The 24,560-nt window shown below is 64.8% G+C and carries 25 protein-coding genes; 8 read left to right on the top strand and 17 right to left on the bottom strand.

The features are described 5' to 3' along the window. Window positions 1-10: 10 nt before the first annotated feature. The gene (locus tag AYJ57_RS01025) at window positions 11-1,714 is read right to left on the bottom strand and encodes an MFS transporter (RefSeq protein ID WP_237220176.1); all 1,704 of its coding nucleotides are present in this window, start codon (window positions 1,712-1,714) and stop codon (window positions 11-13) included. Next, the gene (locus tag AYJ57_RS01020; RefSeq protein WP_066099954.1) at window positions 1,711-2,157 is read right to left on the bottom strand and encodes a MarR family winged helix-turn-helix transcriptional regulator; all 447 of its coding nucleotides are present in this window, start codon (window positions 2,155-2,157) and stop codon (window positions 1,711-1,713) included. Before AYJ57_RS01020 ends, AYJ57_RS01025 begins: the two co-directional genes overlap by 4 nt. Window positions 2,158-2,623: 466 nt before the next feature. Between AYJ57_RS01020 and rpsB the strand changes: the two genes are divergently transcribed. Continuing rightward, window positions 2,624-3,394 (top strand): 30S ribosomal protein S2, encoded by a 771-nt coding sequence (rpsB, locus tag AYJ57_RS01015; protein WP_066099950.1) that lies wholly within the window; start codon window positions 2,624-2,626, stop codon window positions 3,392-3,394. Window positions 3,395-3,558: 164 nt separating this feature from the next. Then, window positions 3,559-4,434 (top strand): translation elongation factor Ts, encoded by an 876-nt coding sequence (tsf, locus tag AYJ57_RS01010; protein WP_066099947.1) that lies wholly within the window; start codon window positions 3,559-3,561, stop codon window positions 4,432-4,434. Window positions 4,435-5,140: 706 nt separating this feature from the next. On the opposite strand, the gene AYJ57_RS01005 is transcribed toward tsf, so the two are convergent. The 5 genes from AYJ57_RS01005 to AYJ57_RS00985 form a co-directional block, all read right to left on the bottom strand. After that, a complete protein-coding gene (locus tag AYJ57_RS01005; RefSeq protein WP_066099944.1) occupies window positions 5,141-5,902 on the bottom strand; it encodes a LuxR family transcriptional regulator in 762 nt (253 codons plus the stop codon). Window positions 5,903-5,909: 7 nt separating this feature from the next. Next, window positions 5,910-6,344, bottom strand: coding sequence for a type II 3-dehydroquinate dehydratase (aroQ, locus tag AYJ57_RS01000; protein ID WP_066099941.1), 435 nt, complete (start codon window positions 6,342-6,344; stop codon window positions 5,910-5,912). Between the two features lie 64 nt (window positions 6,345-6,408). Continuing rightward, on the bottom strand, window positions 6,409-7,035 hold the full coding sequence (locus tag AYJ57_RS00995; protein WP_066099938.1) for a DedA family protein: 627 nt from the start codon (window positions 7,033-7,035) through the stop codon (window positions 6,409-6,411). Continuing rightward, complete coding sequence (locus AYJ57_RS00990) at window positions 7,032-7,358, bottom strand: hypothetical protein (RefSeq protein ID WP_066099936.1); 327 nt, start codon at window positions 7,356-7,358, stop codon at window positions 7,032-7,034. Before AYJ57_RS00990 ends, AYJ57_RS00995 begins: the two co-directional genes overlap by 4 nt. A 156-nt stretch (window positions 7,359-7,514) precedes the next feature. Beyond that, window positions 7,515-8,525 carry an NADP-dependent oxidoreductase gene (locus AYJ57_RS00985; protein WP_066099933.1) on the bottom strand — a complete coding sequence of 337 codons (1,011 nt, stop codon included), beginning with the start codon at window positions 8,523-8,525 and terminating at the stop codon, window positions 7,515-7,517. A gap of 117 nt (window positions 8,526-8,642) precedes the next feature. Between AYJ57_RS00985 and AYJ57_RS00980 the strand changes: the two genes are divergently transcribed. The 3 genes from AYJ57_RS00980 to AYJ57_RS00970 all read left to right on the top strand — a co-directional run bounded on the left by AYJ57_RS00980 (window position 8,643) and on the right by AYJ57_RS00970 (window position 11,226). Then, window positions 8,643-9,536, top strand: a complete 894-nt coding sequence (locus tag AYJ57_RS00980; RefSeq protein ID WP_066099930.1) for a PfkB family carbohydrate kinase — start codon at window positions 8,643-8,645, stop codon at window positions 9,534-9,536. After that, a complete protein-coding gene (locus AYJ57_RS00975) occupies window positions 9,533-10,450 on the top strand; it encodes a pseudouridine-5'-phosphate glycosidase (RefSeq protein WP_066099927.1) in 918 nt (305 codons plus the stop codon). The genes AYJ57_RS00980 and AYJ57_RS00975 overlap by 4 nt, the downstream gene beginning before the upstream one ends. 80 nt (window positions 10,451-10,530) lie before the next feature. Beyond that, window positions 10,531-11,226, top strand: a complete 696-nt coding sequence (locus AYJ57_RS00970) for a DUF502 domain-containing protein (protein WP_066099924.1) — start codon at window positions 10,531-10,533, stop codon at window positions 11,224-11,226. 3 nt (window positions 11,227-11,229) lie between these two features. Here the strand turns inward: AYJ57_RS00970 and AYJ57_RS00965 are convergent, their stop codons facing one another. The 3 genes from AYJ57_RS00965 to AYJ57_RS00955 all read right to left on the bottom strand — a co-directional run bounded on the left by AYJ57_RS00965 (window position 11,230) and on the right by AYJ57_RS00955 (window position 14,775). Next, entirely contained in the window at window positions 11,230-12,672 is a 1,443-nt protein-coding gene (locus AYJ57_RS00965; protein WP_066099921.1) for a UdgX family uracil-DNA binding protein, read from the bottom strand. Beyond that, the gene (locus AYJ57_RS00960; RefSeq protein ID WP_066099918.1) at window positions 12,672-13,907 is read right to left on the bottom strand and encodes a putative DNA modification/repair radical SAM protein; all 1,236 of its coding nucleotides are present in this window, start codon (window positions 13,905-13,907) and stop codon (window positions 12,672-12,674) included. The genes AYJ57_RS00965 and AYJ57_RS00960 overlap by 1 nt, the downstream gene beginning before the upstream one ends. A gap of 94 nt (window positions 13,908-14,001) precedes the next feature. Beyond that, window positions 14,002-14,775 carry a 3-hydroxybutyrate dehydrogenase gene (locus AYJ57_RS00955; protein ID WP_066099916.1) on the bottom strand — a complete coding sequence of 258 codons (774 nt, stop codon included), beginning with the start codon at window positions 14,773-14,775 and terminating at the stop codon, window positions 14,002-14,004. Window positions 14,776-15,301: 526 nt separating this feature from the next. Between AYJ57_RS00955 and AYJ57_RS00950 the strand changes: the two genes are divergently transcribed. After that, window positions 15,302-17,137, top strand: coding sequence for an extracellular solute-binding protein (locus AYJ57_RS00950; protein ID WP_066099913.1), 1,836 nt, complete (start codon window positions 15,302-15,304; stop codon window positions 17,135-17,137). 33 nt (window positions 17,138-17,170) lie between these two features. After that, a complete protein-coding gene (locus AYJ57_RS00945; RefSeq protein ID WP_066099911.1) occupies window positions 17,171-17,287 on the top strand; it encodes an entericidin EcnA/B family protein in 117 nt (38 codons plus the stop codon). 122 nt (window positions 17,288-17,409) lie between these two features. Here the strand turns inward: AYJ57_RS00945 and AYJ57_RS00940 are convergent, their stop codons facing one another. Together AYJ57_RS00940 and AYJ57_RS00935 are read right to left on the bottom strand one after the other, a co-directional pair. Further along, window positions 17,410-17,838: a potassium channel family protein gene (locus tag AYJ57_RS00940; protein WP_193789498.1), complete on the bottom strand. Its 429-nt coding sequence runs from the start codon at window positions 17,836-17,838 to the stop codon at window positions 17,410-17,412. Window positions 17,839-17,862: 24 nt separating this feature from the next. Then, entirely contained in the window at window positions 17,863-19,434 is a 1,572-nt protein-coding gene (locus AYJ57_RS00935) for a helicase HerA-like domain-containing protein (RefSeq protein WP_066099905.1), read from the bottom strand. 428 nt (window positions 19,435-19,862) lie between these two features. Here AYJ57_RS00935 and AYJ57_RS00930 point away from each other — a divergent pair, with 428 nt between their 5' ends. Next, window positions 19,863-20,522, top strand: a complete 660-nt coding sequence (locus tag AYJ57_RS00930; RefSeq protein WP_066099902.1) for an invasion associated locus B family protein — start codon at window positions 19,863-19,865, stop codon at window positions 20,520-20,522. A gap of 85 nt (window positions 20,523-20,607) precedes the next feature. Here AYJ57_RS00930 and lpxB read toward each other — a convergent pair whose 3' ends face one another. The 5 genes from lpxB to AYJ57_RS00905 form a co-directional block, all read right to left on the bottom strand. Continuing rightward, complete coding sequence (gene lpxB, locus AYJ57_RS00925; protein WP_066099899.1) at window positions 20,608-21,768, bottom strand: lipid-A-disaccharide synthase; 1,161 nt, start codon at window positions 21,766-21,768, stop codon at window positions 20,608-20,610. Continuing rightward, window positions 21,765-22,550, bottom strand: a complete 786-nt coding sequence (locus AYJ57_RS00920; protein ID WP_066099895.1) for an LpxI family protein — start codon at window positions 22,548-22,550, stop codon at window positions 21,765-21,767. Before AYJ57_RS00920 ends, lpxB begins: the two co-directional genes overlap by 4 nt. Before the next feature lie 4 nt (window positions 22,551-22,554). Further along, a complete protein-coding gene (lpxA, locus tag AYJ57_RS00915; protein ID WP_066099892.1) occupies window positions 22,555-23,343 on the bottom strand; it encodes an acyl-ACP--UDP-N-acetylglucosamine O-acyltransferase in 789 nt (262 codons plus the stop codon). Beyond that, window positions 23,340-23,801 (bottom strand): 3-hydroxyacyl-ACP dehydratase FabZ, encoded by a 462-nt coding sequence (gene fabZ / locus AYJ57_RS00910; RefSeq protein WP_066099889.1) that lies wholly within the window; start codon window positions 23,799-23,801, stop codon window positions 23,340-23,342. The genes lpxA and fabZ overlap by 4 nt, the downstream gene beginning before the upstream one ends. Before the next feature lie 129 nt (window positions 23,802-23,930). After that, the gene (locus AYJ57_RS00905; protein WP_066099886.1) at window positions 23,931-24,557 is read right to left on the bottom strand and encodes an OmpH family outer membrane protein; all 627 of its coding nucleotides are present in this window, start codon (window positions 24,555-24,557) and stop codon (window positions 23,931-23,933) included. Between the last annotated feature and the right edge of the window lie 3 nt (window positions 24,558-24,560).

Below are 24,560 nucleotides of genomic sequence, written 5' to 3'. Positions count from 1 at the left end.
CTCGGATGGGTCAGGAGGGTTGCGGCTCTGGCTGGGTGTTTTGCTCTGCGTCGGAGCGAGCAAGGCGCGCGGCCAGCCAGTCGCGGAAGATGTGCAGCACCAGCGCGACCAGCGACGCCAGCGCCACGAGAGAGATCATGAAATAGCCGTCGTTATAGGCCATCACATAGGCTTGGCTCGAGGCGGTGCTGGCCAGTTGCGACACCGCCTGCGCCTTGAGTTGCGCGCTGTCGGCGATCTGCGGCGCAAGCTGCTGCATGCTGGCGGCGATGCTCTGCGCGGTCATCGGATCGGCGCTGGTCAGTTCCTCGCGCAGCACCTGCAGATGGAAGGCCTGCCGCTCATTGATCAAGGAACGGAAGATGCCCGAGCCGAGGATGCCGCCAACGCTCTGGGTGACCAGAAAGACGATGACGAAAGAAAGCAGATACATCGGCCCCTTGCTCAGCGCGGCGATCAGCCCCTTCATCATCGCAGGCGCCATGAAGAGCATCGAGGCGAAGGCGATCAGCGTCTGGCTCACATACATCTGCTCGGGCCGGGTCTGCAGCGTCGAAGCGCTGTCCATCCACGCGCCAAACGCGATGAGCGCCAGCGAGACGAAGTGATAGGCAGGCTCGCGTCCGGGCTTCATCCACCCCACGCAGGCCAGCGCGCCCATGGCAGTGCCCGCAAGGATCATGGTGAACAGCCCGGTCATCTGCGCGCTGCCCAGCCCCAGCACCTGAAACAGCGCCGGCGCGCCGGTGCTCTGCTCTGACAGCAGCAGGCGGAACAGGAACAGCGTGAAGGCAAGGTGCAGCATCGCCGGGGTCAGCAGCCAGCGGATGTCGATCAGCGGCGCGTCGCGGTGCAATTCGAGGATCACCGCCAGCGTCAGGCACAGCACAGAGGCCGCCAGCAGCCAGCCGAGCCAGGGCAGGGCGGTCCACCAGTGGATCGGCCCCATGATGAAGCCGGTGACCAGCCCGCCGAGCCCGATCGCGATCAGCCCGAAGCTGAGGAAATCGGCGCGCTGGATCACCTTGCTGCGCGGCATCGGTCCCATCGGCAGCAGGTAGACCAGCATCAGACAGACCATCGACAGGCCCAGCGTGGTGAAATGGATCCCCGCCAGCCCGCCATCGCCAATAAGCCACGGCGAGACCACCCGCGCCAGCGTCGGCCCGGAGGTCAGCAGCATCAGCGCGATCGGCAACCCGAGGCGCAGCTTCCACTGCTGCGCCAGCGGCTCGAGGATATAGAGGAAGGCCAGCGTCGAGAGCGGTGCGGCGGCGATGCCGGAGAGGAACTCGATCACCACCGCCGAGCGCAGATCGGTGATCCATAGCGAGATGAAGGCCACCACCACATAGACCGCGATGCCGATCTCGGCGAAGCGCCGCAGCCCGTATTGGGTGCGCAGCTTGATCAGCATGATGGTCAGCGAGGCGCGGGGGATCATATAGGCGGCCATGAGCCAGCTGGCCTGCGCCGTGGTGATCCCCAGATCGCCGGCGATCTGCGGCAGGTTGGTCGAGATGAACCCCTGTCCCAGCCCCTGCGTCACACCGATGGTGAGCGAAGCGCCGATATAGGGCAGCGCGCGGCGCAGGGGCATGCCCGGCGCGGGCGGCGGCGGTGCGGCCGGTTCTGCTGCGGCCGGTGTCGGCGTGTCGGACGGGGGTTCTCCCGCGCGCTCCGGCTTCTGGTGTTCTGTGGTCTGGTCGGTCATTCGGAAGTCAGCTTGGTTGCGTTGAGCGCGATGCGTTCCAGCACTTCGCAGGCGAGGTCCTGATCTTCGGGTGAGATCCCGTCGAGAAGATCGGCGCGCACGCGCCCGAGAAAACAGGTGATGCGGCTCGATCTGGCCTTATCGGTCAGATGCAGCGCGCGTTTGCGGGCGTCCCCGTCGAGCGCCCGGCGCTCGATGAAGCCCTGCGCCTCCAGTGCGTCGATCTGGCGCTTGAGTGCTGGGGCCTCGATGCGCAGCACGCAGGCCAGTTCCGCCTGCGTCGCGCCCTCGTGCCGTGCCAGCTCCGAGACTACCCGCGCCCGCGAGAACGTCAGCCCGAGGTCCTGCGCGCTGGCATCATAGTGCGTGCGGATCTCGCGCGTGGCGGCGAGCAGAGCTTCGAGGAGGCGTGTAGACTGGCGGGTGTCGGAGGTGTCGGACATGAGGTTGGGCCGGGTTGCTGCGGTTGCTTAACAGGGATGGTAGTTAACAGGGTAAGTAGTTTTCGCAAGCGGGGCTCACGCAGGCGTGACCCAGCGGCAGGTTTGCGGTGATGGGCTGAACGATTTGGGGCTCTGCCCCGTCCGCTTGCGCGGACTCCCCGGGATATTTGTTTCTAGACGAAGGGCGCGGGGCGTGGTTCTTCGTCTAGATCAAAATATCCCCGCCGGAGGCAGGCCGGAAAGCGCCGCCAGAAGACTCGGCCAGAAACCACGACCGGGCACCGTGCTGAGAGGAATTTGCGGCTCCAGGGGTTGCGCGCTCACGGGAACGGGAGTATAGGCGCGCCCACGAGAACGCCACAGGCGGGGTCGGGCCTTTGGGGGAGACATCCCCAAGCGTCCACCGGTTGTCCCAAAAGGATGAGCCCCCGCTGAGGATTTATGAAACCGGAAAGGATATACGGACATGGCTCTCCCCGAGTTCACCATGCGCCAGCTGCTTGAAGCAGGCGTGCACTTCGGCCACCAGACGCAGCGTTGGAACCCCCGCATGGGCGAGTTCATCTACGGCGCGCGCAACGGCATCCACATCATGGACCTGACGCAGACCGTCCCGATGCTGGACGCTGCGCTGAACGCGATCCGCGAAACCGTCGCCAAAGGCGGCTCGGTGCTCTTCGTCGGCACCAAGCGTCAGGCAGCTGGCCCGATCGCCGAAGCCGCAGAAAAATGCGCACAGTTCTACATGAACCACCGCTGGCTGGGCGGCACGCTCACCAACTGGCAGACCGTTTCGCAGTCGATCCAGCGTCTGAAGACCATCGACGAGCGCATGGAAACCGGCGCAGAAGGCCTCACCAAGAAAGAGCGCCTCGGCATGGAGCGTGACCAGGCGAAGCTTCAGGCATCGCTCGGCGGCATCCGCGAAATGGGCGGCCTGCCCGACATGCTCTTCGTCATCGACGTGAAAAAAGAAGCGCTGGCCGTGGCCGAAGCCAACAAGCTGGGCATCCCGGTTGTCGCCATCGTCGACACCAACTGCTCGCCCGAAGGCGTGGACTACATCATCCCCGGCAACGATGACGCGGCACGCGCCATCTCGCTCTACTGCGACCTCGTTTCGCGCGCAGCCCTGGACGGCATGACCGGCCAGATGGAAGCGGCAGGCGTTGACCTCGGCGCTCTGGAAGACGCACCGGCAGAAGAGCTGCTCGCCGACGCGAACGCAGGCAAGTAAGCCATCCGCGCCTGCCGCGCCCCGTGCGGGGCGGGCGCACCACGCTCTCGCGCGCCCCATGGGTCAGTTCCCTGGGCCTGTCGCGAAAGCGTCACGAATTCATGACAGGAGCGGGTGGCCCGGGGCAGGGCCGCCCCACCGAATTTGAGATGAGGAGAGCCGAGATGGCGATCACTGCTGCACAGGTTAAAGAACTGCGCGAGATGACCGGCGCAGGCATGATGGATGCCAAAAAAGCGCTGACCGAGACCGATGGCGACATGGAAGCCGCGGTTGACTGGCTGCGCACCAAGGGCCTCGCGAAAGCTGCGAAGAAATCCGGCCGCACCGCCGCAGAAGGCCTCGTGGCCGTTGAGGTCGAAGGTGGCGTGGGTGTTGCCGTCGAGGTGAACGCCGAGACCGACTTCGTTGCCAAGAACGCCGAATTCCAGGGCATGGTCCGCGACATCGCTGGCGCCGCTCTGAAAGTGGACAGCGTGGAAGCGCTGGCCGACGCAGAGATCGAAGGCAAGAAAGTCTCCGAGCTGGTCACCGACAAGATCGCCAAGATCGGCGAGAACATGACCCTGCGCCGGATGGCGAAAATCGAAGGCGAAGTCGTCGCCACCTACGTGCACAACGCAGCAGCGCCCGGCCTCGGCCAGATCGGCGTGCTGGTTGCCATGACCGGCGGCAGCGAAGAGTTCGGCAAGCAGGTCGCGATGCACATCGCAGCTGCCAACCCGGCCTCGCTGAACGAAGCTGAGCTGGACCCGGCGGTTGTCGAGAAAGAGCGTCAGGTTCAGATCGACATCGCCAAGGAATCCGGCAAGCCGGACGCCGTGATCGAGAAGATGATCGTCGGCCGCATGAAGAAGTTCCTCGCCGAAGTGACCCTGCTGGGTCAGCAGTTCGTGGTGAACCCCGATCTGACCGTCGAGCAGGCGGCGAAAGAAGCTGGTGCCGAGATCACCGGTTTCATCCGTCTGCAGGTCGGCGAAGGCATCGAGAAAGTCGAAGAAGACTTCGCGGCAGAAGTGGCCAAAGCCGCTCAGGGCTAAGCCCGCTCCGGGGCCACCGCGGCCCCGCTGCCGAAAGATCGAGAGGCGTCCCATCCGGGGCGCCTCTTTTGTTTTGGTTCATTGTGCCGTGCAGCGGGGCTCGCCGGGTGGGATGCTCGAAGGTGCCAGAGGCCCATACAGGCCCATGCTGGAGCCGGGGCAGGGACAATGGGCCAGAACGAACGTTCTTCTACGAGGGCTTCGTGTTTGGGCGAATTTCGCCTGCCAGATGGGGGCCGAACGAGGGCCAGACGGGGGCTGAAAACAAGAGCGGAGCCGCTCCTTGGAGCGACCCCGCAACCTGTGTTTCTCGGCACCCCAATACATTTGGGGATGAGGCCGGAGTGCCAAGACAGGCGTGCCAAGCCGAGCCCAAGCGGAAATTGCGAGGGACCGATCTGGCTCCGGTATAAACCGGGAGGCTGGCAGAGCCCCGAAATTGCGGGGAGTGACAGTCTCGGGTTCCTATGGCCAAAGCCACCACTCACGGAACATGAGTGAGTGTGCAACGGACTGACGCTAAGTAAAAGAGGGGTGATGCAGCGCGAGGCACTTTAGAGCGCATTCACGAGCATTTCCGGCCACAGTTTCCGGTTTTTGAAAGGTCCCTATAAGCAAAAGCAATAAAGAACATGCGTGATGCATGCTCTGACGGCATTGTTTCGATGTGCGATTCGAATCTATCACTCTGTTAATTCAAATACGCTTATATATCCAAAATGAACATTTGGTTGAGAAATGTCGCCTTAGCGACAGCTTGTGCGCTGGTTTCCACGTTCAGTGTGTCTCTTGCGCGACGCAAGTGCTTTTCCACAGTCGCCTGCGTCAGCCCCATGATCTGTGCAATGTCCTGAGTGGTTTTGCCGTCGCCGACCCATTCCAGTGCCTCGCGCTGGCGCGGCGTCAAAGTCTGATCGGGCGGGATGTAGGGCAGGGTGAGCACGCGCAGGTGAAGTACATTGTTGCACAACAAAATGGTCTCGCCATGGGCAGACCAGATCCGCTCGACCTCTTCCTGCGTCATGCCGGGCCGCGCGGTCAGCGCGATAGCGCCCTTGGCCCGATGCGAAAGTGATTTGAAACCAATGGTGTAGCCCGCGGTGACCTGTTTGGACGCGTTGAACGCCACGACCCGCCGCGCATCTTCCGACAGCTCGCCACGCGCGAGCGCAGCGGCTGTGCGGCTCCAAGAGCGCGGGCCTTCGTTCTCCAGCGCCCAGCGGACCATGGGAGAATGGCGATAGAGCCCGTTGCCGATGAACTCGCGCGTGTAATCGGGCCGGTGGTTGGTCAGGACAAGGAAATCATTGGGATCGCCCAGCGAGGTCGGCGTGCGATAGCGGGTGAACCCGTAGAGTAGACGATCGAACCCATATCCGGCCATTTTCGCCACATGCATGGACCATGCGGTCTCGATGCTGGAGGCATTGGTAAGTGCCAGAAGATGGGCCCGATCGTCCGGGGTCATGAGCGTGTCACTCCAAGTGGGACACCAGCGCATCCATGGCCAGCGTGTAGCCGCGCGCGCCGAAGCCGCAGATCACGCCAAGCGCGACCTTGGCGATATAGCTGGTGTGGCGAAAGCTTTCGCGGGCGTGAACATTCGACAGGTGCAATTCAATCGTCGGAACTTCTGCCGAGCTGATCGCATCCATCAGAGCGACCGAAGTATGCGTGTAAGCGCCGGCGTTGAGGATGATACCATCTTTGGTGCCGCGCGCGGCATGGATCGCGTCGATCAGCGCGCCTTCGTGGTTGCTCTGTGCGAAATCGAGAGTGACACCGATTTTTTCGGCATGGGCACGGCACATGGCCTCGACGTCGGCCAGCGTGGTGCGGCCATAGACTTCGGGCTGGCGCTGGCCAAGCAGGTTGAGGTTCGGGCCGTTCAGAATGAGCAGCGAGTGCATGGGCAAGTCTCCGGTAATTCCCGCCCAGATAGCGCGCGCGTGATCGGCTTGTCCAGAAATCCCGCTAGCGGGGTCTGTCGTGCCGATGATGCCGGTGGCGGCGCAGCAGCAGTCCGGCGGCCAGCGCGACGGCGAGCGCGGCGAGCAGCGTGGTGACATCGCTCGACAGCTGGGCGATCTGCGGGATGAACGGCGCGAAGGCCGCGCCGAGGCCCATGTAGGCGCTGACCCAGACCAGTTCTCCGGCGAGATCGGCCAGCGCGAAGCGCAGCCATGGCAAGCCGCCAGCGCCAGTCACGAGGTTCATCGCCGGACCAAGCGGCGCGATCAGCCAGCGCGTCAGAAACACCGCCATGGCGCCGCGTTCGGACAGCAGCGCCAGCGCGCGCTCCAGCGTCGGTCCTTGGCGCGCGGCCAGCCGACCGCCAAGAAGCCGCGTGCCCAGCAGACGCCCAAGCCAATATCCCAGCTGATCGCCAAGCAAAGCCGCGCAGAGCGCGGTGAGCGCGGTGGCGACAATGGGCAGCTCACCAGCGGCCGCCAGCGTGCCCGCGACGAGAACCATCAGCGAGCCCGGCGCCATCGGCAGTCCGAGCGAGGCCAGCATGATGGTTCCGCCAAGCACCGGCAGGCCCAGCTCGGGCAGCAGCGCGAGGATCGTATCGCTAAGGCTGCCCGTGACATCGCTCATTGCTTCTCGGCCTCAATCACGGCGCCGACCTCTGCGAGAAGCTGCGCCAGTGGCTCGTTGCGCGTCGCGGCGATCTCCTCGAGGCTCAGCGGCTCGCCGGGCTGCGGCGACAGCCCAAGCGCCGGGCCAAGGCTGTGGTGCGGCAAGTGATGCGAACGCTCTAGATAGCCAAGCGTCATCCAGCCCTCGGGCGTGACATTGCGATGCGCCGGATCGGCCCAATAGAGCGCGTGGCGCACGGTGCGGACGCCGACAAAGACCGCTGCGGTAAGGGCAAGGGCGATAATCGCGATGAGGATAGGACGTGCAGGATTTCGGCGCATACTGGCAGAATGCGGAGATTTTCGCGCCGCGTCAAAGGGCTATATGGTCTTTCTCAGCGCCACGCATCTGCACTTAATATACATAATACCAATTATGAGAATCACTATGGTGCGAAATCGAGGTGGGAATTTTGGTGTCCCCACCTCGGATTTTCCTCAGACGCGTACCAGTTGCTTGCCCAGATTGGCTCCGCTCATCATGCGCAGGAATGCTTCGGGCATGCGTTCGAACCCCTCCAAAACGTCCTCACGGTAGCGGATATGCCCCGCAGCCTGCCATTTGCGCAGATGCCGGAACGCCTCGTCGCGCTTGTGCCACCAGTCGAAGACCACCAAGCCCTCGACCCGTGCGCGCGTCACGATCAGCCGCGCGCTGGCCCTCAGGCCGATGTCCTCGCTGGCGGGCTTGTCGACCACCGCGATGCGACCGCAGATCACCACGCGCGCTCGCGTCGCCAGTTGCGCCAATACGATGTCATGAATGGTGCCGCCGGTGTTGTCCCAGAAAACATCGACGCCCTCTGGGCATGCCTCTGACAGCGCCTCGGCGAGCTTTGGGTCGCGGTGCGAGATCGCAACGTCGAAGCCCAACTCACGGCAATAGTTCAGCTTTTCTTCGCTGCCTGCGATCGCCACGACACGCGCGCCCATCAGCTTTGCGATCTGGCCGACCAACTGGCCCACAGCGCCCGAGGCTGCCGAGACGACCACGGTTTCGCCCGGCAGCGGCCGCCCGATCTCGGTCAGCCCAACATAAGCCGTCAGCCCCGGCATCCCGAGCCACGACAGCGCGGCTTGGGCCGGAACCCCCTCGGGCACCCGGTTCGTGGCCTGAGCGCCCGGCAGATCCGGGCTCAGCACCGCATGGGTCTGCCAGCCAAACCCCATGCTCTCGGCCATATCGCCGACCTTCCAGCCCGGATGCGCCGAGGCGATCACCTCACCGACACCGCCGCCCTGCATCAGCCCTCCGGGCGCGACACCGGCGGTGTAATTGGCCCCCGGAGCGATCCGCCCGCGCATGTAAGGATCAAGCGAAAGCCACTGGGTTTTCGCAAGAATTTGCCCCGGATCAAGCTCTGGGATCGGCGCGTCTTCGAGCCGCCAGACGTCCTCGGTCGCCGCGCCCTGCGGATAGTGATTAAGCACCCATCGGCGGTTCATCATGGCTCTATTCCTCCCAAATCCAACGCTTTCACGCGTGTTTCCGCCGAAGCGCTAGCAGCCGCGCACCCGCGCATCAATGCTCTTGCCCCGGCGCGCACGCTCGGTCACAAGGACAGAATGAACAGCGCCCCCGATATCCTTTGCATCGGCTCCGTCCTGTGGGATGTGATTGGCCGATCCGCCAGCCATATGCGTCAGGGCTCGGATGTGCCCGGCCGTATCACCCGCCTGCCCGGCGGCGTCGCGATGAACATCGCGATGACCCTGACGCGCTTTGGTCTGAAGCCCGGACTGCTCAGCGCGGTTGGTCAGGACCCCAACGGCCACGAGCTTGTCGATGCCTGTGAGCGGCTTGGGTGTATCACGGAATTTCTTTATCGTTCCGAAGATTTGCCGACCGACATTTACATGGCGGTTGAAGGTGCGAACGGGCTGATCGCAGCGATTGCCGACGCGCATTCTCTGGAACAGGCCGGTGCCCGTATCCTTGCGCCGCTGATCGACGGCCCGCTTGGCCAGGCCGATGCGCCATGGAGCGGGCCGGTCGCGCTCGACGGCAATCTCACCGAGGCGCTGCTGGAGGAAATCGTCCGCTTGCCCGCCTTCCGCGCCGCCGACCTGCGCATCGCCCCGGCGAGCCCCGGCAAGGCCGAGCGTCTGACGCCCTTCCTGCGCGCGGGACGCGGTGTGCTTTATGTGAACCTCGAAGAAGCCGGCCTTCTTTGCATGCAGAGCTTTGACGATGCCAAAACCGCGGCGGCTGCGCTGATCGAGCGCGGCGCGGCGCGCGCGCTGGTCACCGATGGCGGCAAGCCCGCCGCCGATGCAACCGCCGAGGGCGTCGTGTCCGAATGCCCGCCCGAGGTGCTGGTGACCCGTGTCACCGGCGCGGGTGACACTTTCATGGCGGCGCATATCGCCGCCGAACTGCGCGGCGCTGACCGTGCCACCGCGCTGCATGAAGCGCTGGAGGCCGCCGCAACCTACGTATCCGGAGATATCGCTTCATGAGCCTCGTGCATCTGTCCGCCCCCGTTGCCGACGCGCTGGAAAACGGCGCGCCCGTGGTGGCGCTGGAATCCACCATCATCACCCACGGTATGCCTTGGCCGCAGAACCTCGAGATGGCGCGCAAGGTCGAGCAGACCATCCGCGACGGCGGCGCTACCCCGGCGACCATCGCGGTGCTCGACGGCAAGCTCTGCGTCGGGCTTGACGATGCGCAGCTTGAGAAGCTGGCGCAGACCAAACACGCGGCGAAACTCTCGCGCGCCGATATGGCGGTCTGCATGGCGCGCGGCGGCACTGGGGCCACCACCGTCGCGGCGACGATGATCGCGGCGCGGCTCGCAGGGATCGAGGTTTTTGCCACCGGCGGCATCGGCGGCGTGCATCGCGGTGCCGAGCAGAGTTTTGATATCTCGGCCGACCTGCAGGAACTGGCGCAGACCCCGGTGACCGTGATCGCGGCGGGCGCAAAGGCGATCCTCGACCTTTCGAAGACGTTGGAAGTGCTTGAAACCCTTGGTGTTCCGGTGATCGCCTTTGGTCAGGACCAGCTGCCCGCCTTCTGGTCGCGTGAGGCCGGTCTGGCGGCGCCGCTGCGGCTCGATACCCCCAAGCAGATCGCCGAGGCGCAGCGGATGCGCGCGGCCTTGGGGCTTCCGGGTGGTCAGCTTGTCGCCAACCCGATCCCGCCCGCGGCGGAAATCCCACGCGACACCATGATGCCGATCATCCAGCGCGCCATGGAAGACGCCACAACGCACGGCATCCACGGCAAAGCTGTGACGCCCTATCTGCTGCAGCGCATCTTCGAGCTGACCGAGGGCCGCTCGCTGGAGAGCAACATCGAACTGGTGCTCAACAACGCCAAGCTGGGCGCTGCGATCGCTTCGGAACTGAGCGCCCTGCCCCGAAGCTGACCTCACAGGCTCGCGCGCCCATTGTGAAGCGGCGCGCGAGTGCCTAGGTTGGTGCGGTAACTGATTTTTCCGGACCACGAATGAACACCCCCTTCGACGAAAAGCCGCGCCGTCCCGGCATCTTTGCGAGCCTCCGGGCCAGCTTCCTCACCGGGCTGGTGGTGATCGCGCCGGTCGGCCTGACGGTCTGGCTGATCTGGACCCTGTTTGGCTGGGTCGACGGCTTTGTGTTGCCGCTGGTGCCGCAGCGGTTCAATCCCGAGGAATACATCGGGATCAACCTGCGCGGCGTCGGGGTGATCTTCTTCCTTGTCTTCACCATCGTGGTGGGCTGGGTCGCCAAGGGCCTCATCGGCCGCTCGGCGATCCGCTTTGCCGAAACGCTCGTGGACCGGACCCCGGTGGTGCGCTCGATCTATTCCGGCATCAAGCAGATCGCCGAGACGGTGTTTGCCCAGACCGAGCGCAGTTTTGAGAAGGCCTGCCTTGTGCAATACCCGCGCAAGGGCATCTGGGCAATCGGCTTCATCTCGACGCAGGCCAAGGGTGAGGTGCTGGAGAAATCCGACGTCACCGGAGAGCTTGTGTCGGTCTTTGTGCCAACCACGCCGAACCCCACCTCGGGCTTCCTGCTCTACTTCCCGGTCGAGGATGTGGTGGAACTGGAGATGAGCATCGAGGACGCCGCGAAACTGGTGATCTCCGCCGGTCTCGTCTATCCGCCCGAGAAATCCGGCGGCAAACCCAAGGTCGAGCCGGTGCGCCGCGCGAGCTGAGGCTCAGCGCAACGCGGCGACCATTTTCGCCGCCAGACGCAGTTCCTCTTCGAACAGGGCCTCGGCTGCCGGTCTTTCCGCCTCGGGCAGACGCAGCAGGTAGGATGGGTGCAGGGTGATCAGCACCGGCGTGCCGTCTTCGGTGTGCTCCACCCGTCCCCGCCGCGCCATCAGCCCCGCGCGACTTCCAGTGAGGCTCTCGGCGGCTGTGGCGCCCATGGCGAGGATCAGCTTCGGCTTCACCTGCGCGCGCTCGATGTCGAGCCACCAGCGGCAGTGCATCACCTCGCCCCGGTTCGGCGCCTGATGGATCCGGCGCTTACCACGCGGGGTGAATTTGAAATGCTTCACCGCGTTGGTGAGATAGGCCTCCGCTCGGTCGAGCCCGGCCCGCGTCGCCACCTTGTCGAAAAGCTGCCCTGCTGGGCCGACGAAGGGTCGGCCTTCGAGGTCTTCGCGATCTCCGGGCTGTTCGCCCACCACCATCAGCGCCGCATCCTTCGGCCCCTCGCCCGGTACCGGCTGCGTGGCGTCCTGCCACAGCGGGCAGCGGCGGCAGCCCTGTAGCGCCTGCGCCAGATCGCCGGGCAGTTCGGGCGCTGCGTTTGGCTCTGCGCGCAGCCTTTCGGTGATCTTCCCGGCGCGCGCCGGGGCCAGCGTTGGAGCGGCCTCGGCCATCTCCTGCGCCCGCGCCTGAGCGCTGGCCAGAAGTTCGGGGATCAGCTGGGTTTCGGGCATATTGTGCCAGTATTTCTTTGGCATCTCCGCCTGCATCGCCTTGGGCTTCAGCCGGGCGGGATTGAAGATATTGCGGAAATAGGTGCGCCAGAGATCCTCGGTGGCATCCTCGGGCAGATCGGGACGCACGGCCCCGGCTGCGAAGCGCAGATCGCCGCCCTCGAAATGTGCCGAGATATCGGGCGTGAGAATACACCAGTCCATGTCGCCGAAACGGCTGACGAAGAAGGGCGCGGTCAACTCGACAATATGGTGCGTCGGCTCGAACCACGCGGCAAAGCTGCGGCGGTTGGCGCCGGGGGCGCCGATCTCGCGGAACCGGACGAAGGCGGTCATCTTGTGCCGGTCGCGGCGGACTTCTTTGGCCATCCGTTCGAGCCGGTCGATGCCCGGATCGGCGCGGTCGCTCAGCAGGCGCTTGTCCGAGCGCAGCGCCCAAAGCAGCGCATAGAGCCGGGCGAACCGCTCGGGATCGCTGTGGCAGATTGCCAGCCGCGCAAGATCGACAAAGCCGCGCGGCACCGAGAGCGGCGCGGCGGCGGCTGGTGGCGGAGCTTCGGTGCCGGGGGCATCGGAAAAGAGGTCAGCCGCACCCTGCCCGCGCTGCCACAGCACCTCTTCGGGCGGCACCGATGCGGTAAGCAGCGCCCGCGCCTCGTCGCGCCACGCCTCGAAGGTGCCGATCTCTGGCAGGCTGACGCTGCGCATCAGATCAGCTGCAACTGCTCGGGCGGCGGCGTGAAACGGGCGCGTAGGCCGGCAGCATCGCTCAGCGCGCGCGGGCGCCAGTCGAGCAGCGTGATGAAAGGCTTGGCCTGTTTGAGGTTCGCCCCCATGCGCCGCAGATCGTCATAGCGCAGCGTGCGATGGCGCCGTGTGGCAAGGATGCGCCCAACGCTCTTGGTGCCCAGCCCCGGCACCCGCAGCAGCATCTCGCGCTCGGCGCGGTTCACATCGACCGGAAACAGATGGCGGTTGGCCAGCGCCCAGGCGAGCTTTGGGTCGATCTCCAGATCGAGATGACCGCCCTTGCTCGAGGCGGCGATCTCGTCGACGTCGAAGCCATAAAAGCGCAGCAACCAGTCCGCCTGATAGAGCCGATGCTCGCGCATGAGCGGCGGCTTGATCAGCGGCAGCGCGGCGGAACTGTCGGGGATTGGCGAAAAGGCCGAGTAATAGACGCGCTTGAGCCCGTAGCTGGAGTAAAGCCGGGTCGAACTGCGCAGAATGGTGGTGTCGTCCGCCCCATCGGCGCCAACGATCATCTGCGTCGACTGCCCCGCGGGCGCAAACCGCGGCGGCCGCTTGCCGGTAAAGCTGCGCTCCTTGCGGGCCTCGCGCTTCAGCCGCACATCGGCCATGGCGCGGCGGATCTGCGCCGGATCCTTTTCCGGCGCATAGTCTTTCACCGCGCGGTCGGTCGGCAGCTCCACATTGATCGACAAACGGTCGGCATAAAGCCCCGCCTCCTCGATCAGTTCGGGCGCAGCATCAGGGATGGTCTTGAGGTGGATGTAGCCGCGGAAGTGATGATCGAGCCGCAGCATCCGAGCGATGCGCACCATGTCGGACATGGTCTCGTCGGGGCTGCGGATGATGCCGGACGAGAGGAACAGCCCCTCGATGTAATTGCGCCGGTAGAACTCCAGCGTCAGCGTCACCACCTCTTCGGGCGAGAACCGGGCGCGGGTGACGTTGGAGCTGACGCGGTTCACGCAATAGGCGCAATCATAGATGCAGAAGTTCGTCATCAGGATCTTCAGCAGGCTGATGCAGCGCCCGTCGGGCGTATAGGCGTGGCAGATGCCAGAGCCGGTGGTCGAGCCGAGGCCCTTACCGTCGCGCGAATTGCGCTTTTGCCCCCCGCTGGAGGCGCAGGAGGCATCGTATTTTGCCGCGTCGGAAAGAATCGCGAGCTTCTGATCGAGGGTCATTCTTGTCATGTGTTCATGATATGTTCACATGCGCGCCCGATCAACGGGGGAAGTTGGGGGGACACCGCGGCTCACGCCGAAGTGTCCCCGAAGCCGTGCCGGATCAGAGCGCGGTCCAGCCGCCGTCGACCGAGATCGTCGTGCCGGTGATCTGCTCTGCCGCGTCCGAGCACAGGAAGACCGCCGTGCCGCCGATCTGCGCGGTGGTGGCGAATTCTTTCGAGGGCTGGCGCTCGAGGATCACCTTCTCGATCACCTCTTCCTCGGACATGTTGTACTTGGCCGCGGTGTCGGGGATCTGCGCCTCGACCAGCGGGGTCTTCACATAGCCCGGGCAGATGGCGTTGCAGGTGATCGGCTCTTTCGCGGTTTCCAGCGCCACGGTCTTGGTCATGCCGACGATGCCGTGCTTGGCCGAGACATAGGCTGATTTAAACGGCGAGGCGGTGAGCCCATGCGCCGAGGCGATGTTCACCACCCGGCCCCAGCCCGCCTTGCGCATCATCGGCAGCGCCGCGGCGGTGGTGTGGAAGGCCGAGGTGAGGTTGATGGCGATGATCGCGTCCCATTTCTCGATCGGAAACTCGTCGATCGGCGCCACATGCTGAATGCCGGCGTTGTTGACGAGGATGTCGCAGGCGCCCGCCTGTTCGATCAGCGCGCGGCATTCGTCGCCCTTGGACATATCGGCCTTGATGTAGCGCACCGGCACGCCGAACTCTTTGGACATGTCGGCGGCGAGCTGATGATCCTCGTCACGGTCGGTGAAGGAATTGAGCACCACCGACGCGCCGGCCTGCGCCAGTTCGCGCGCGACGCCGAGGCCGATGCCCGAGTTCGACCCGGTGACGATGGCTGTTTTGCCCTTGAGAGACATGCGAAAACTCCTCGATTGCTGCGGCGCCAAAATTGCACGCCTCACTGGGACCAAGGGACAACCCATCCTCCCGGTTCCCTGTCCGCCCCATTGCTCTGCTATCCAAGCGGAAGCTGCAAGCCCGGGATCGCAACGTCATCACGGATAAGTAGGCCCTGTGGATGAATGCCCCCCTAGGCAAGCGGGGCCTTGGCCTGTATGGCTCCGGCATCGCTGCCCGTCATGCCGCGCTGCCGCATTTGCAGGCAGACGGCGCGCGTCGCAGCCCCTCTCCGACTCGTCCTTCTGGGCGGCGTAAACGGACTGCGCCTCTTCGGAAAAGTGTTGCGAGCCATAAAAAAAACGCCGGCACGAAGCCGGCGTTCAGTCATTGAGGCAGGTTTCATACAGGCAAGAAACCTATCGAGCAGTGACTTCTTTATACGCGCTTTGCCGCCGGAGTCCAACCTAAAAGTTTGAAAAGACGTAAAAGCCCCGGTAGGCTCTGAAGCCAAGAAAACAAGGGCAGAGCAGGACGGTTTCCAAGATGACCGCGAATTTTTTCAAATTCCCCTCGCTGGGAAACAGCACATTGACCGCGCTGGCGATCTGCGTCGGATTCGGCGCTGCGGCAGAGCCCATGCACGGCATCGCCATGTATGGCGCGCCCGCCCTGCCCGCCGATTTCGACCACCTGCCCTACGTCAATCCCGATGCCCCCAAGGGCGGCCGCATCGTCACCGGCGAAGTGGGCAGTTTCGACAGTCTCAACCCGCATATCCTCAAGGGCTCGGTGCCGTGGCAGCTGCGGTTTCTGGCCTATGAATCCCTCATGGGCCGCAGCTGGGACGAGCCTTTCACACTTTATTGTCTGATCTGCGAAACGGTCGACACCTCGCCCGAGCGCGACTGGGTCGAGTTCACCCTGCGCCCCGAGGCCAAGTTCTCGGACGGCACGCCGGTGACGGTCGAGGACGTGATCTGGAGCTTCGACACGCTCGGCACCGTCGGCCATCCGCGCTATCAGGGCACGTATAACCGGATCGAGAGCATCGAAAAGACCGGCGAGCGCAGCTTGCGCTTTACCTTCAACACTCCCGATCGCGAGCTGGCGCTGATCGTCGGCATGCGTCCGATCCTCAAAAAGGCGCAATGGGAGGGCAAGGATTTCGCCGAGTCCGGCCTCGACGTGATCCCGATCACCACCGCGTCCTATGTCATCGACGATTTCGAGGCGGGGCGCTACGTCTCGCTCAAGCGCAACCCCGACTATTGGGGCAAGGATGTGCCCTTCATGAAGGGGCAGGCCAACCTCGACGAGGTGCGCATGGAGTTCTTTGGCGATGGCACCGCGATGTTCGAGGCGTTCAAGGCCGGGCTGCTCAACTCCAACCGCGAGTTCAACTCGGAGAAATGGGAAAGCCAGTATGGTTTCCCGGCGATCGAAAGCGGCGAGGTGGTCAAATCGGTGATCCCGCACGGGCGCCCCTCGGGGATGACCGGCTTTGTGATGAACACGCGCCAGCCGGCCTTTGCCGACTGGCGGGTGCGCGAGGCGATGATCCAGCTCTTCAACTTCGAATATATCAACGAGACGCTGACCGGTGGCCGCCAGCCGCGCATCACCTCCTATTTCTCCAACTCCGAACTGGCGATGAAGGACGGTCCCGCCGGTGGCCGGGTGAAGGAATTGCTCGCGCCTTTCGCGGACAGCCTGCCGCCGGGCGCGCTCGAGGGCTACAGCCTGCCTCAGGGCGATGGCTCGGCGCGCAATCGCGCCGGTCTGCGCAAGGCGATGGGCCTTCTGGAAGAGGCTGGCTACACCGTGCAGAACGGCGTGATGACCGGCCCCGACGGCCAGCCCTTCGGCTTCGACATCCTGCTGCCGCAGGGCGAGACCGAGGCGGGGTCGATGATCGACATCTACGTGCAGGCGCTGCAACGCCTGGGCATCGAAGTGCGCGTCGATACGGTGGATTCCGCCCAGTATAACTCGCGCACCGCCTCTTTCGATTTCGACGTCACATGGTTCCGCCGCGGTCTGTCGCTGTCGCCGGGCAATGAGCAGCGCCTCTATTGGGGCAGCGCCGCCGCCGATCAGGAGGGCTCGCGCAACCTCATGGGGATGAAGAGCCCCGCCGCCGACGCGATGATCGAAGAGCTTCTGACCGCCACCTCGCGCGACGATTTCCTCGCCGCCACGCGGGCGCTCGACCGGGTGCTCACCGCGGGGCGCTACGTCATCCCCACCTACCAGTGGAACCAGAGCTGGATTGCCCACGCTAAAGAGCTAAAATATGCCGAGCCCACCCCGGTCTACGGCGATTGGATCGACTGGCAGCCCAATGCCTGGTGGTGGGAAGACGATACGACCAAAAAATAAGACCAACACGACAACGAGAAACGAGCAGACAGTATGAAACGCCTTATCCTCATCGCCCTTCTGGCCGCCCCGCTTGCCGCTTGCGGCACCGTCGATGGCTTCGGACAGGACGTCTCGCGCGCCTCGCGCACGGTCGACAGTTGGTTCTGATCCCGGCCCCTTCCTCTTGGCAAAAATATCCCGGGGGGTACGGGGGCAGAGCCCCCGTGTCTAACCTGCGTACGGGGGCAGAGCCCCGTGTCTGACCTGCGTGCGGGGGCAGCGCCCCCGCGTCATGGTTCGCCCAGCATCGGGCGCAGCCGGGTCAGCACCGCCAGCAGAAACGCCGTGCTGACCCCGAAGGTCAGCAGCCCGGTGATCGCCGCGAAGCTGCCGAAGATGCGCATCCCCTCGCCCAGCGTGATGTCGCCATAGCCCAGCGTGGTGTAGCTGACGACGGCGAAATAGAACGCCTCGTTCAGCGTCTCGAAGGCCCCGAGGCGGCGAAAGCTCGCGGCCCAGATCCAGACCTGAATCGTATGTGCCACCACCATGGCGCCGAAAGCCGCGCAGATCAGCACAAACAGCTTCAAACGGCTGGCCTGCAATTCGGGCCGCGCGGCGTGGCGCATCAGCCGCGGCCCCACCAGCGACACCAGCCAGATCTGCACCAGCGCGCAGAGAAACAGCAGCCCAGTGCCCAGAAGGATCTGTAGTCCCATCCCCATCCTGCGGCTCCTCCTTCCTCAGCGTGCCTTGAACAGGCTGCCAAGAATGCCGCGCACCAGCCTTTTGCCGGTAGTGCCCGAAAGCTCTTTCAGCACCGCCTGCCCCAGCGCCTCGCCGATGCTGTCGGGGGCGCTGTAGCGGGTGCTGCGGCTCTTGCTGCTGCTCGAGCGGGCCCCGGCGCGCGGCGTCGGATCGTAGCGGCGCGCACGGTTATAGTCGCGCACCTCGGCCTCGAGCGTTTGCTGCGCCGTGCTGGTGGTCTCGGCCGCCTCGGCCTCGCGCGCCGCGGCCTCGGCGCGCGCCTTGAGCATCTCATGCGCCGAGTTTCGATCCACCGGCGTGTCGTATTTGCCCTTGAGCGTTGAGGCGTCCATCAGTTCCGTGCGCTCGGCGTCGGTGATCGGGCCAAGCTGCGAGCTGGGCGGGCGCACCAGTGTGCGCTGCACGATGCCCGGCACGCCCTTCTTTTGCAGAAACGAGGTGACAGCCTCGCCGGTGCCGACCTCGCGAATGGTGGTTTCGGTGTCGAAGGCGGGGTTCGGGCGATAGGTTTCGGCGGCTTGCTTGAGCGCCTTCTTGTCGCGCGCGGTGAAGGCCCGCAGCGCGTGCTGCACGCGGTTGCCAAGCTGGCCGAGGATGTCTTCGGGGATGTCATCGGGGTTCTGGGTGACGAAATAGACGCCGACCCCTTTCGAGCGGATCAGCCGCGCCACTTGCTCGACCTTGTCGACCAGCGCCTTGGGTGCATCGTCAAACAGCAGATGTGCCTCGTCAAAGAAGAACACCAGCTTGGGCTTGTCGGGATCGCCCACCTCGGGCAGCTCCTCGAAAAGCTCCGACAACAGCCATAAAAGGAAGGTGGCGTAGAGCCGGGGCGCGCCCATCAGCGCATCTGCGGCGAGGATGTTGATATGTCCGCGTCCGTCCGGGGCGCAGCGCATCAGATCCGCCAGATCCAGCGCCGGCTCGCCAAACAGCCGCGTGCCGCCTTGGTTCTCGAGCACCAGAAGACGCCGCTGGATCGCCCCGACCGAGGCGGTGGAGATATTGCCGTAGCGCAGGCTGAGGTCCTTGGCGTTCTGCCCAACCCAGACCAGCAGCGATTGCAGGTCCTTGAGATCGAGCAACGGCAGCCCCTGCTCGTCCGACAGGCGGAAGGCGATATTGAGAATGCCCTCCTGCGCTTCGGTAAGTTCCAAAAGCCGCGCCAGCAGCAGCGGGCCCATCTCGGCCACCGTGGTGCGCACCGGGTGGCCCTTGGTGCCGAAGAGATCCCAAAAGACCGCAGGGAACGCCTGATAGGTGAACTCATCAAAGCCTATGGTGGCATTGCGTTCGGTGAACGGGCCATGCAGCGGTGCGCTTTCCGACCCGGCCAGCGCGAGCCCCGAAAGATCGCCCTTCACGTCCGACAGGAAGACCGGCACGCCCGCTGCGGAAAAGCCTTCTGCGAGGATCTGCAGCGTGACGGTCTTGCCGGTGCCGGTCGCCCCGGCGATGAGCCCGTGGCGATTGCCGTACTTCAGGCCAAGGTATTGTTTTTCGGAGTAGCCTTCGCCGCCACCGCCTACAAAAACGTCACTTTCCATGACCCGCCTCCGATGTCGCTTTGCTCTGCCAAATCCGGCCCGCCCCCGAGCATACAATCTTAACTCTTTGGTGCCAGTATGAAATTCGTCCGGGGCAACATGTCCTCTCCTGCCTCGGGCGAACTTCCTCCCTGTCTGACTTGCCGCGTCCGTGTTTCGGGCGCGGCCTTTTGCACAAAAGTGTAGCCCTGACCTTGCAAAGCCTGTTGACCGGTGCCGAAGAGTTTCGTAGCGTCCCGTCAATGACAAAGTCGGCCGGTCCGACAGGGAGCAAGGGAAAGGGGACCGCACGGTCCCTTTTCTCTTTTTTTTGAACTAGTTTCGCGCTTTTTTGCCGCTCTCGTGATCGCGAGGAATTCCCGACTGACACCGTTTGACGTGCATGCTAAGCGATCAGTGAGGCAAGAATGAACGTTCAGGGGGAAACCATGACCACACCGCTTCACATTCTGCGCGTGCTGCCGCTGGCCGCTGCGCTCGTCGCGCTGCCCGCCTATGCGCAGGACACCGCCGAGACCGAAGACGCGCCCGCTGCAGCGGCAGAAGGATCTGTCGCGCCGGGCGGCCTGTCGCTGGGCGAAGACACCGGCGCTGGCGCCGCAGCCGCACCGGCAGCGGGCCAGAACCAGCCCGAAACCTACGTCAAAGCCACCCATGGCTCGTGGGAGCTTCAGTGTCTGCGCGCCCCCGAGGGCAGCGAGGCCGAAGATCCGTGCCAGATGTACCAGCTCCTGCAGGATGGTGACGGCAATAACGTTGCCGAGGTCAGCCTGTTCCGCGTCGCCAATGGGGGCCAGGTCGCGGCTGGCGGCACGTTCGTCGTGCCGCTCGAGACGCTGCTGACGCAGAAGATGACCATTGCCGTCGATGGCGGTCAGGCGAAACGCTATGATTTCTCGTTCTGCACCCCGGTGGGCTGCTACGCCCGCGTCGGCTTCACCGGAGAAGACGTGAACCGCTTCAAGGGCGGCGCAAGTGCCAAGATCACCATCGTTCCCGCGCTCGCGCCGGATCAGAAGGTGGAGCTGGACATGTCGCTATCGGGCTTCACCGCTGGCTATGAAGAGACCAGCGCCCTGCGCCAGTAAGCGCGGCTAAGGCCCAGAAAACAAAGCCCCGGCATCGCGAGGATGTCGGGGCTTATTTGTATTTCGGCATTTCCCGAAACTGGGGTTACCCGGCTCGCCGGATCCCGTCGAGCACCGCGTCTGCAGCGCGCTGGCCGGGGGGCGGTCCGCCCTTGCCCAGTTGCTCCATCGTGTCGCGCATCGCGGCGATCTGCTCTTGCGGGGCGTCGAGAACCCGCAGCACCGCATCGGCGATCGGTCCCGGTCTGCAGGCATCGCCGACATATTCCGGCACGCTGCGGCTGCCGGTGACGAGGTTCACAAGGTTTACCGAGTCCACCAGCATCAGCCGCGAGATGATCTGCCGCGACAGCCAGCCCATGTCATAAGCCACCACCATGGGCGTGCTGGCGGCGGCAAGCTCCAACGCCACGGTGCCCGAGGCGGCGAGCGCCACATCGGCGGCGGCAAAGGCGGCGCGTTTCTCGGCCTTGCCCGCTTCGCCCTGCGCGCGCGGATCAAGCAGGATCGGATTCACCGGCCAGTCCGCCACGGTTTCGCGCACCAGATCGGCCACCGGCCCCGCCATAGGGAGCACGTAGCGCAGCTCGGGCCGCGCGTCCCTCAGCTGTTCCAGCGCCTCACCGAAGACCGGGCCAAGGCGGCTGATTTCTGACCGGCGCGAGCCCGGCAGGATCAGGCACAGCGGCGCATCGCCGATACCGTGACGCAGGCGAAACTCGGCCTCTTCGCTATGGCTTGCCTGCGGGTCGGTCACCACCGGATGGCCGACGAAATCGCAGCGCATGCCAGCAGCCTCCATATAGGGCGGCTCAAACGGCAGCAGCGCAAGCACCTGATCGATGTGTTTGGCCATCTTGGCGGCGCGCCCCGGACGCCACGCCCAGACCGTCGGGGCGACGTAATGCACCGTGCGGATGTCCGAGCGTTCCTTGACCAGCTTGGCGACGCGCAGCGAGAACTCGGGCAGATCGACGGTGATCAGCACGTCGGGCTTGGCGGCGACAATGGCATCGGCGGTCTGGCGGATGCGGGCCTTCAGCGCGCCGTAGTGGCGCAGGATCTCGGTGATGCCCATGATCGAGATCTCATCCATGGGAAAGAGGCTCTGCAGCCCCTCCTCAAGCATCCGCTCGCCGCCGATCCCCTCGAAGGAGACATCGGGCACCCGCGCCTTCAGCCCATGCATCAGAGCGCCGCCCAGACGATCGCCCGAGGGCTCGCCCGCAATGATGAAAACTTTCATGCGTCCCGCTCCCGTACCCACAGGAAGAGCCCTGCGGCATCCAGCATTTCGATCACCGCCGCGCGGTCGAGCATCATCACGCCGCCCGCTTCGATCACGATCCCCGACAGCCCCGCGCGGATCGCGCCGACGGCGGTGTTGGGACCAATGACCGGCAGGTCGGCGCGGCGCTCTTGGCCCGGTTTCGGCGCTTTGTAGAACAGCCCGCCGGGCACCGGGGGCAATTCGCCAAGCATGGCGTCGGTGCCGCGCGCGTCCTCTTGCGCGACCACCTGATCGCCCGAGATGACGCAGCACTGTCCTAGATCCTGAAGCCCCTGTCGGTGGCTCACCTGATCGGCCAGTGCCGCCATGGCGGCGGCACCGTCGCCCGGCTGTGCGGCGGTCAGAACACCGGCCTCGGGCAGCAGCGCGGGCGCGGCCTCATGCGCGCCGATCACCTGAAAGCCGCTGTCCTCGAGCATCCCGATGACGATCCGAAGCGCGCCATCGTCGCCCCGCTTCAGCGCGCGCAGCACGCGCGGCAACAGCATCAGCGTCGGCAGGTCGAGCTTGGACAGCTTGACGTCGGGCCGACCGACCGCGCCGCACATGCACACGCGGGTGACGCCGCGCGCCTTAAGCCAGCGAAAGAAACTGCCCAATTGCTCGACGCGGAACAGGTGATCGGGCGCGATCCTGTCGGGCGGCGAGCTTTCCATGGCGCAGATCAGCGCCGGTTCGGGCAGCGCGTCCACCACCGCCCGTGGCAAATCGCCCTGCCCTGCGATCAGCGCCAGCATGCGCTCAGCCCGGCGTCAGGAAATGACGGTCGCTGTCGCCGAGGATGAAGGCGACGATCTCGCGCACATACTCGCTCTGGGTCTCATCGCCGAGGCGCTTGGCGCGGTCGGCAAAGGCCCCCTCGCCCTGCGCCAGCATCTGGAAGGCCGCCCGCAGCGCGGTGATGTCGGCGCGGCTGACACCGCGACGCTTGAGGCCCACGAGGTTCAGACCGTCGAGCTTGCCGCGCGGGGCTTGCACGAGGCCGTAGGGGATCACGTCGTTGGTCACCATGGTGACCGCACCGATAATGGCGCCGCGTCCGATGCGCACCCATTGGTGCACGCCCGAGAGCCCGCCGACGATCACGTCGTCTTCGATGACGCAGTGCCCTGCAAGCGCCGAGTTGTTCACCAAGATCACCCGGTCGCCGACCTGCGCATCATGCGCCACATGGCAGCCTGCCATGAACAGACCGTCGTCGCCCACACGGGTGACCCCGCCGCCGCCATCGGTGCCGGCGTTCATCGTCACATGCTCGCGGATGCGGTTGCGCTTGCCGATCACCAGCGCGGTCTTTTCGCCGCGGAACTTCAGGTCCTGCGGGATCTCGCCGATCACCGCGAAGGGAAAGATCACCGTGTCTTCGCCGATCTCGGTGCGGCCGGTGACGACCACATGGCTTTTCAGCTCGACGTTGTCGGCCAGCACCACATCGGGGCCGATATGGCAGAACGGGCCGATTTTACAGCCCGCGCCGATCTGTGCGCCCGGCTCGACATAGGCGCTGGGGTGGATCACGGTCTCGGTCACGCCGGCAGGTCCATCATCGCGGTGAATTCGGCTTCGCAGGCCAGTTCGCCATCGACCTCGGCAACGCCCTCGAACTTCCAGACTTTGCCGCCCGGCTTGCCGCGCAGGGTGCGGACCTTCATCTTCAGCACATCGCCCGGCACCACTTTGCGGCGGAATTTGCACTTGTCGATGCCCATGAAATAGACCTTCAGGTCCTTGTCCGCGAGATCGAGCGCGACGCCCACCATCACAGCGGTGGTCTGCGCCATGGCCTCGACGATGGTCACGCCCGGCATGATCGGCAGGCCGGGGAAATGGCCCTGAAAATGCGGCTCGTTCATCGTGACGTTCTTGATGCCCACGGCCGAGCTGGTGCCGTCGATCTCTTCGACCTTATCGACGAGCAGGAACGGGTAGCGATGCGGCAGGATGCGCTGGATCAGCTGGATGTCAGCGCTGAGAAGCGTCTCGGTCATCGTGGGCCTTTCAAAAGGAAAAAGTCGCCCTTCCCCTAGCAATCCCTGCGGCGCGGGGCAAGCGGCGCGGCACGTCAGGGCACGCGCGCCCGTAACGCTTTGAAACAGAGCGCGGGCGGCGGCGGCCCCTCAGGGCTTGAGCGGCCCTGCCTGAGTGTCCGGTTCTTGCGCGCTTTCGTCATCGCCCGAAAAGTCGGGCAGCGGCTCGGGATCGTCCAGCACATCGTTGAGCCGTTCGATCGCCGCATCGGTGATGTCGATCGCCCCCGCAGACAGGAACACAGAGCGTTGATCGAGAATGGCCAAGGCCCCGGCCTCGCGCATCAGCTGCGCCAGAACCGGCTCTGCGCTGGAGATGAACTCGCGCCGGCGCTCTTCCGAGACATTGCCCAGCTTGCGCGCCTTGCTGTCCTGAGCGTCGCGCAGATCCTGCACCTTGATGTCAAAGGCATCGGCGAGCTTGCGGAACGCAACCGGGTCCATCGAGCGGCGCTTCTCCGTGAGGGATTTTTCCTCGGCGGTCAGCTCGGCTTCGATGCGCCGATTCTCGGCGGCAATGGTCGCACCCGCAGCGTCGAGCGCGGCAGAGGTCTTCTGCCCGAAATCGCTCGAAGAATAGAGACGGTCGACCTCTATGGTCACAATCGGGCTTTGCACGATGCCCTGGCGCATATTGTCCTGCGCCAGAGCCGGTGTTGTCGCGCCGATCGCCAGTGCCAGCCCGAAAGCGGCGGCGCGCAGGGTGCTGCGCGCCATCCG

The sequence above is a fragment of the Salipiger sp. CCB-MM3 genome, from assembly GCF_001687105.1.
Taxonomy (GTDB): Bacteria; Pseudomonadota; Alphaproteobacteria; order Rhodobacterales; family Rhodobacteraceae; genus Salipiger.
This window is presented reverse-complemented; position numbering and strand designations above follow the sequence as displayed.

Bases quoted from the DNA above. Each gene is read 5' to 3' on its own strand.
- AYJ57_RS01025 (WP_237220176.1), bottom strand. From the start codon at position 1,714: ATGACCGACCAGACCACAGAACACCAGAAGCCGGAGCGCGCGGGAGAA.
- AYJ57_RS01020 (WP_066099954.1), bottom strand. From the start codon at position 2,157: ATGTCCGACACCTCCGACACCCGCCAGTCTACACGCCTCCTCGAAGCT.
- rpsB (WP_066099950.1), top strand. From the start codon at position 2,624: ATGGCTCTCCCCGAGTTCACCATGCGCCAGCTGCTTGAAGCAGGCGTG.
- tsf (WP_066099947.1), top strand. From the start codon at position 3,559: ATGGCGATCACTGCTGCACAGGTTAAAGAACTGCGCGAGATGACCGGC.
- AYJ57_RS01005 (WP_066099944.1), bottom strand. From the start codon at position 5,902: ATGACCCCGGACGATCGGGCCCATCTTCTGGCACTTACCAATGCCTCC.
- aroQ (WP_066099941.1), bottom strand. From the start codon at position 6,344: ATGCACTCGCTGCTCATTCTGAACGGCCCGAACCTCAACCTGCTTGGC.
- AYJ57_RS00995 (WP_066099938.1), bottom strand. From the start codon at position 7,035: ATGAGCGATGTCACGGGCAGCCTTAGCGATACGATCCTCGCGCTGCTG.
- AYJ57_RS00990 (WP_066099936.1), bottom strand. From the start codon at position 7,358: ATGCGCCGAAATCCTGCACGTCCTATCCTCATCGCGATTATCGCCCTT.
- AYJ57_RS00985 (WP_066099933.1), bottom strand. From the start codon at position 8,525: ATGATGAACCGCCGATGGGTGCTTAATCACTATCCGCAGGGCGCGGCG.
- AYJ57_RS00980 (WP_066099930.1), top strand. From the start codon at position 8,643: ATGAACAGCGCCCCCGATATCCTTTGCATCGGCTCCGTCCTGTGGGAT.
- AYJ57_RS00975 (WP_066099927.1), top strand. From the start codon at position 9,533: ATGAGCCTCGTGCATCTGTCCGCCCCCGTTGCCGACGCGCTGGAAAAC.
- AYJ57_RS00970 (WP_066099924.1), top strand. From the start codon at position 10,531: ATGAACACCCCCTTCGACGAAAAGCCGCGCCGTCCCGGCATCTTTGCG.
- AYJ57_RS00965 (WP_066099921.1), bottom strand. From the start codon at position 12,672: ATGCGCAGCGTCAGCCTGCCAGAGATCGGCACCTTCGAGGCGTGGCGC.
- AYJ57_RS00960 (WP_066099918.1), bottom strand. From the start codon at position 13,907: ATGACAAGAATGACCCTCGATCAGAAGCTCGCGATTCTTTCCGACGCG.
- AYJ57_RS00955 (WP_066099916.1), bottom strand. From the start codon at position 14,775: ATGTCTCTCAAGGGCAAAACAGCCATCGTCACCGGGTCGAACTCGGGC.
- AYJ57_RS00950 (WP_066099913.1), top strand. From the start codon at position 15,302: ATGACCGCGAATTTTTTCAAATTCCCCTCGCTGGGAAACAGCACATTG.
- AYJ57_RS00945 (WP_066099911.1), top strand. From the start codon at position 17,171: ATGAAACGCCTTATCCTCATCGCCCTTCTGGCCGCCCCGCTTGCCGCT.
- AYJ57_RS00940 (WP_193789498.1), bottom strand. From the start codon at position 17,838: ATGGGACTACAGATCCTTCTGGGCACTGGGCTGCTGTTTCTCTGCGCG.
- AYJ57_RS00935 (WP_066099905.1), bottom strand. From the start codon at position 19,434: ATGGAAAGTGACGTTTTTGTAGGCGGTGGCGGCGAAGGCTACTCCGAA.
- AYJ57_RS00930 (WP_066099902.1), top strand. From the start codon at position 19,863: ATGACCACACCGCTTCACATTCTGCGCGTGCTGCCGCTGGCCGCTGCG.
- lpxB (WP_066099899.1), bottom strand. From the start codon at position 21,768: ATGAAAGTTTTCATCATTGCGGGCGAGCCCTCGGGCGATCGTCTGGGC.
- AYJ57_RS00920 (WP_066099895.1), bottom strand. From the start codon at position 22,550: ATGCTGGCGCTGATCGCAGGGCAGGGCGATTTGCCACGGGCGGTGGTG.
- fabZ (WP_066099889.1), bottom strand. From the start codon at position 23,801: ATGACCGAGACGCTTCTCAGCGCTGACATCCAGCTGATCCAGCGCATC.
- AYJ57_RS00905 (WP_066099886.1), bottom strand. From the start codon at position 24,557: ATGGCGCGCAGCACCCTGCGCGCCGCCGCTTTCGGGCTGGCACTGGCG.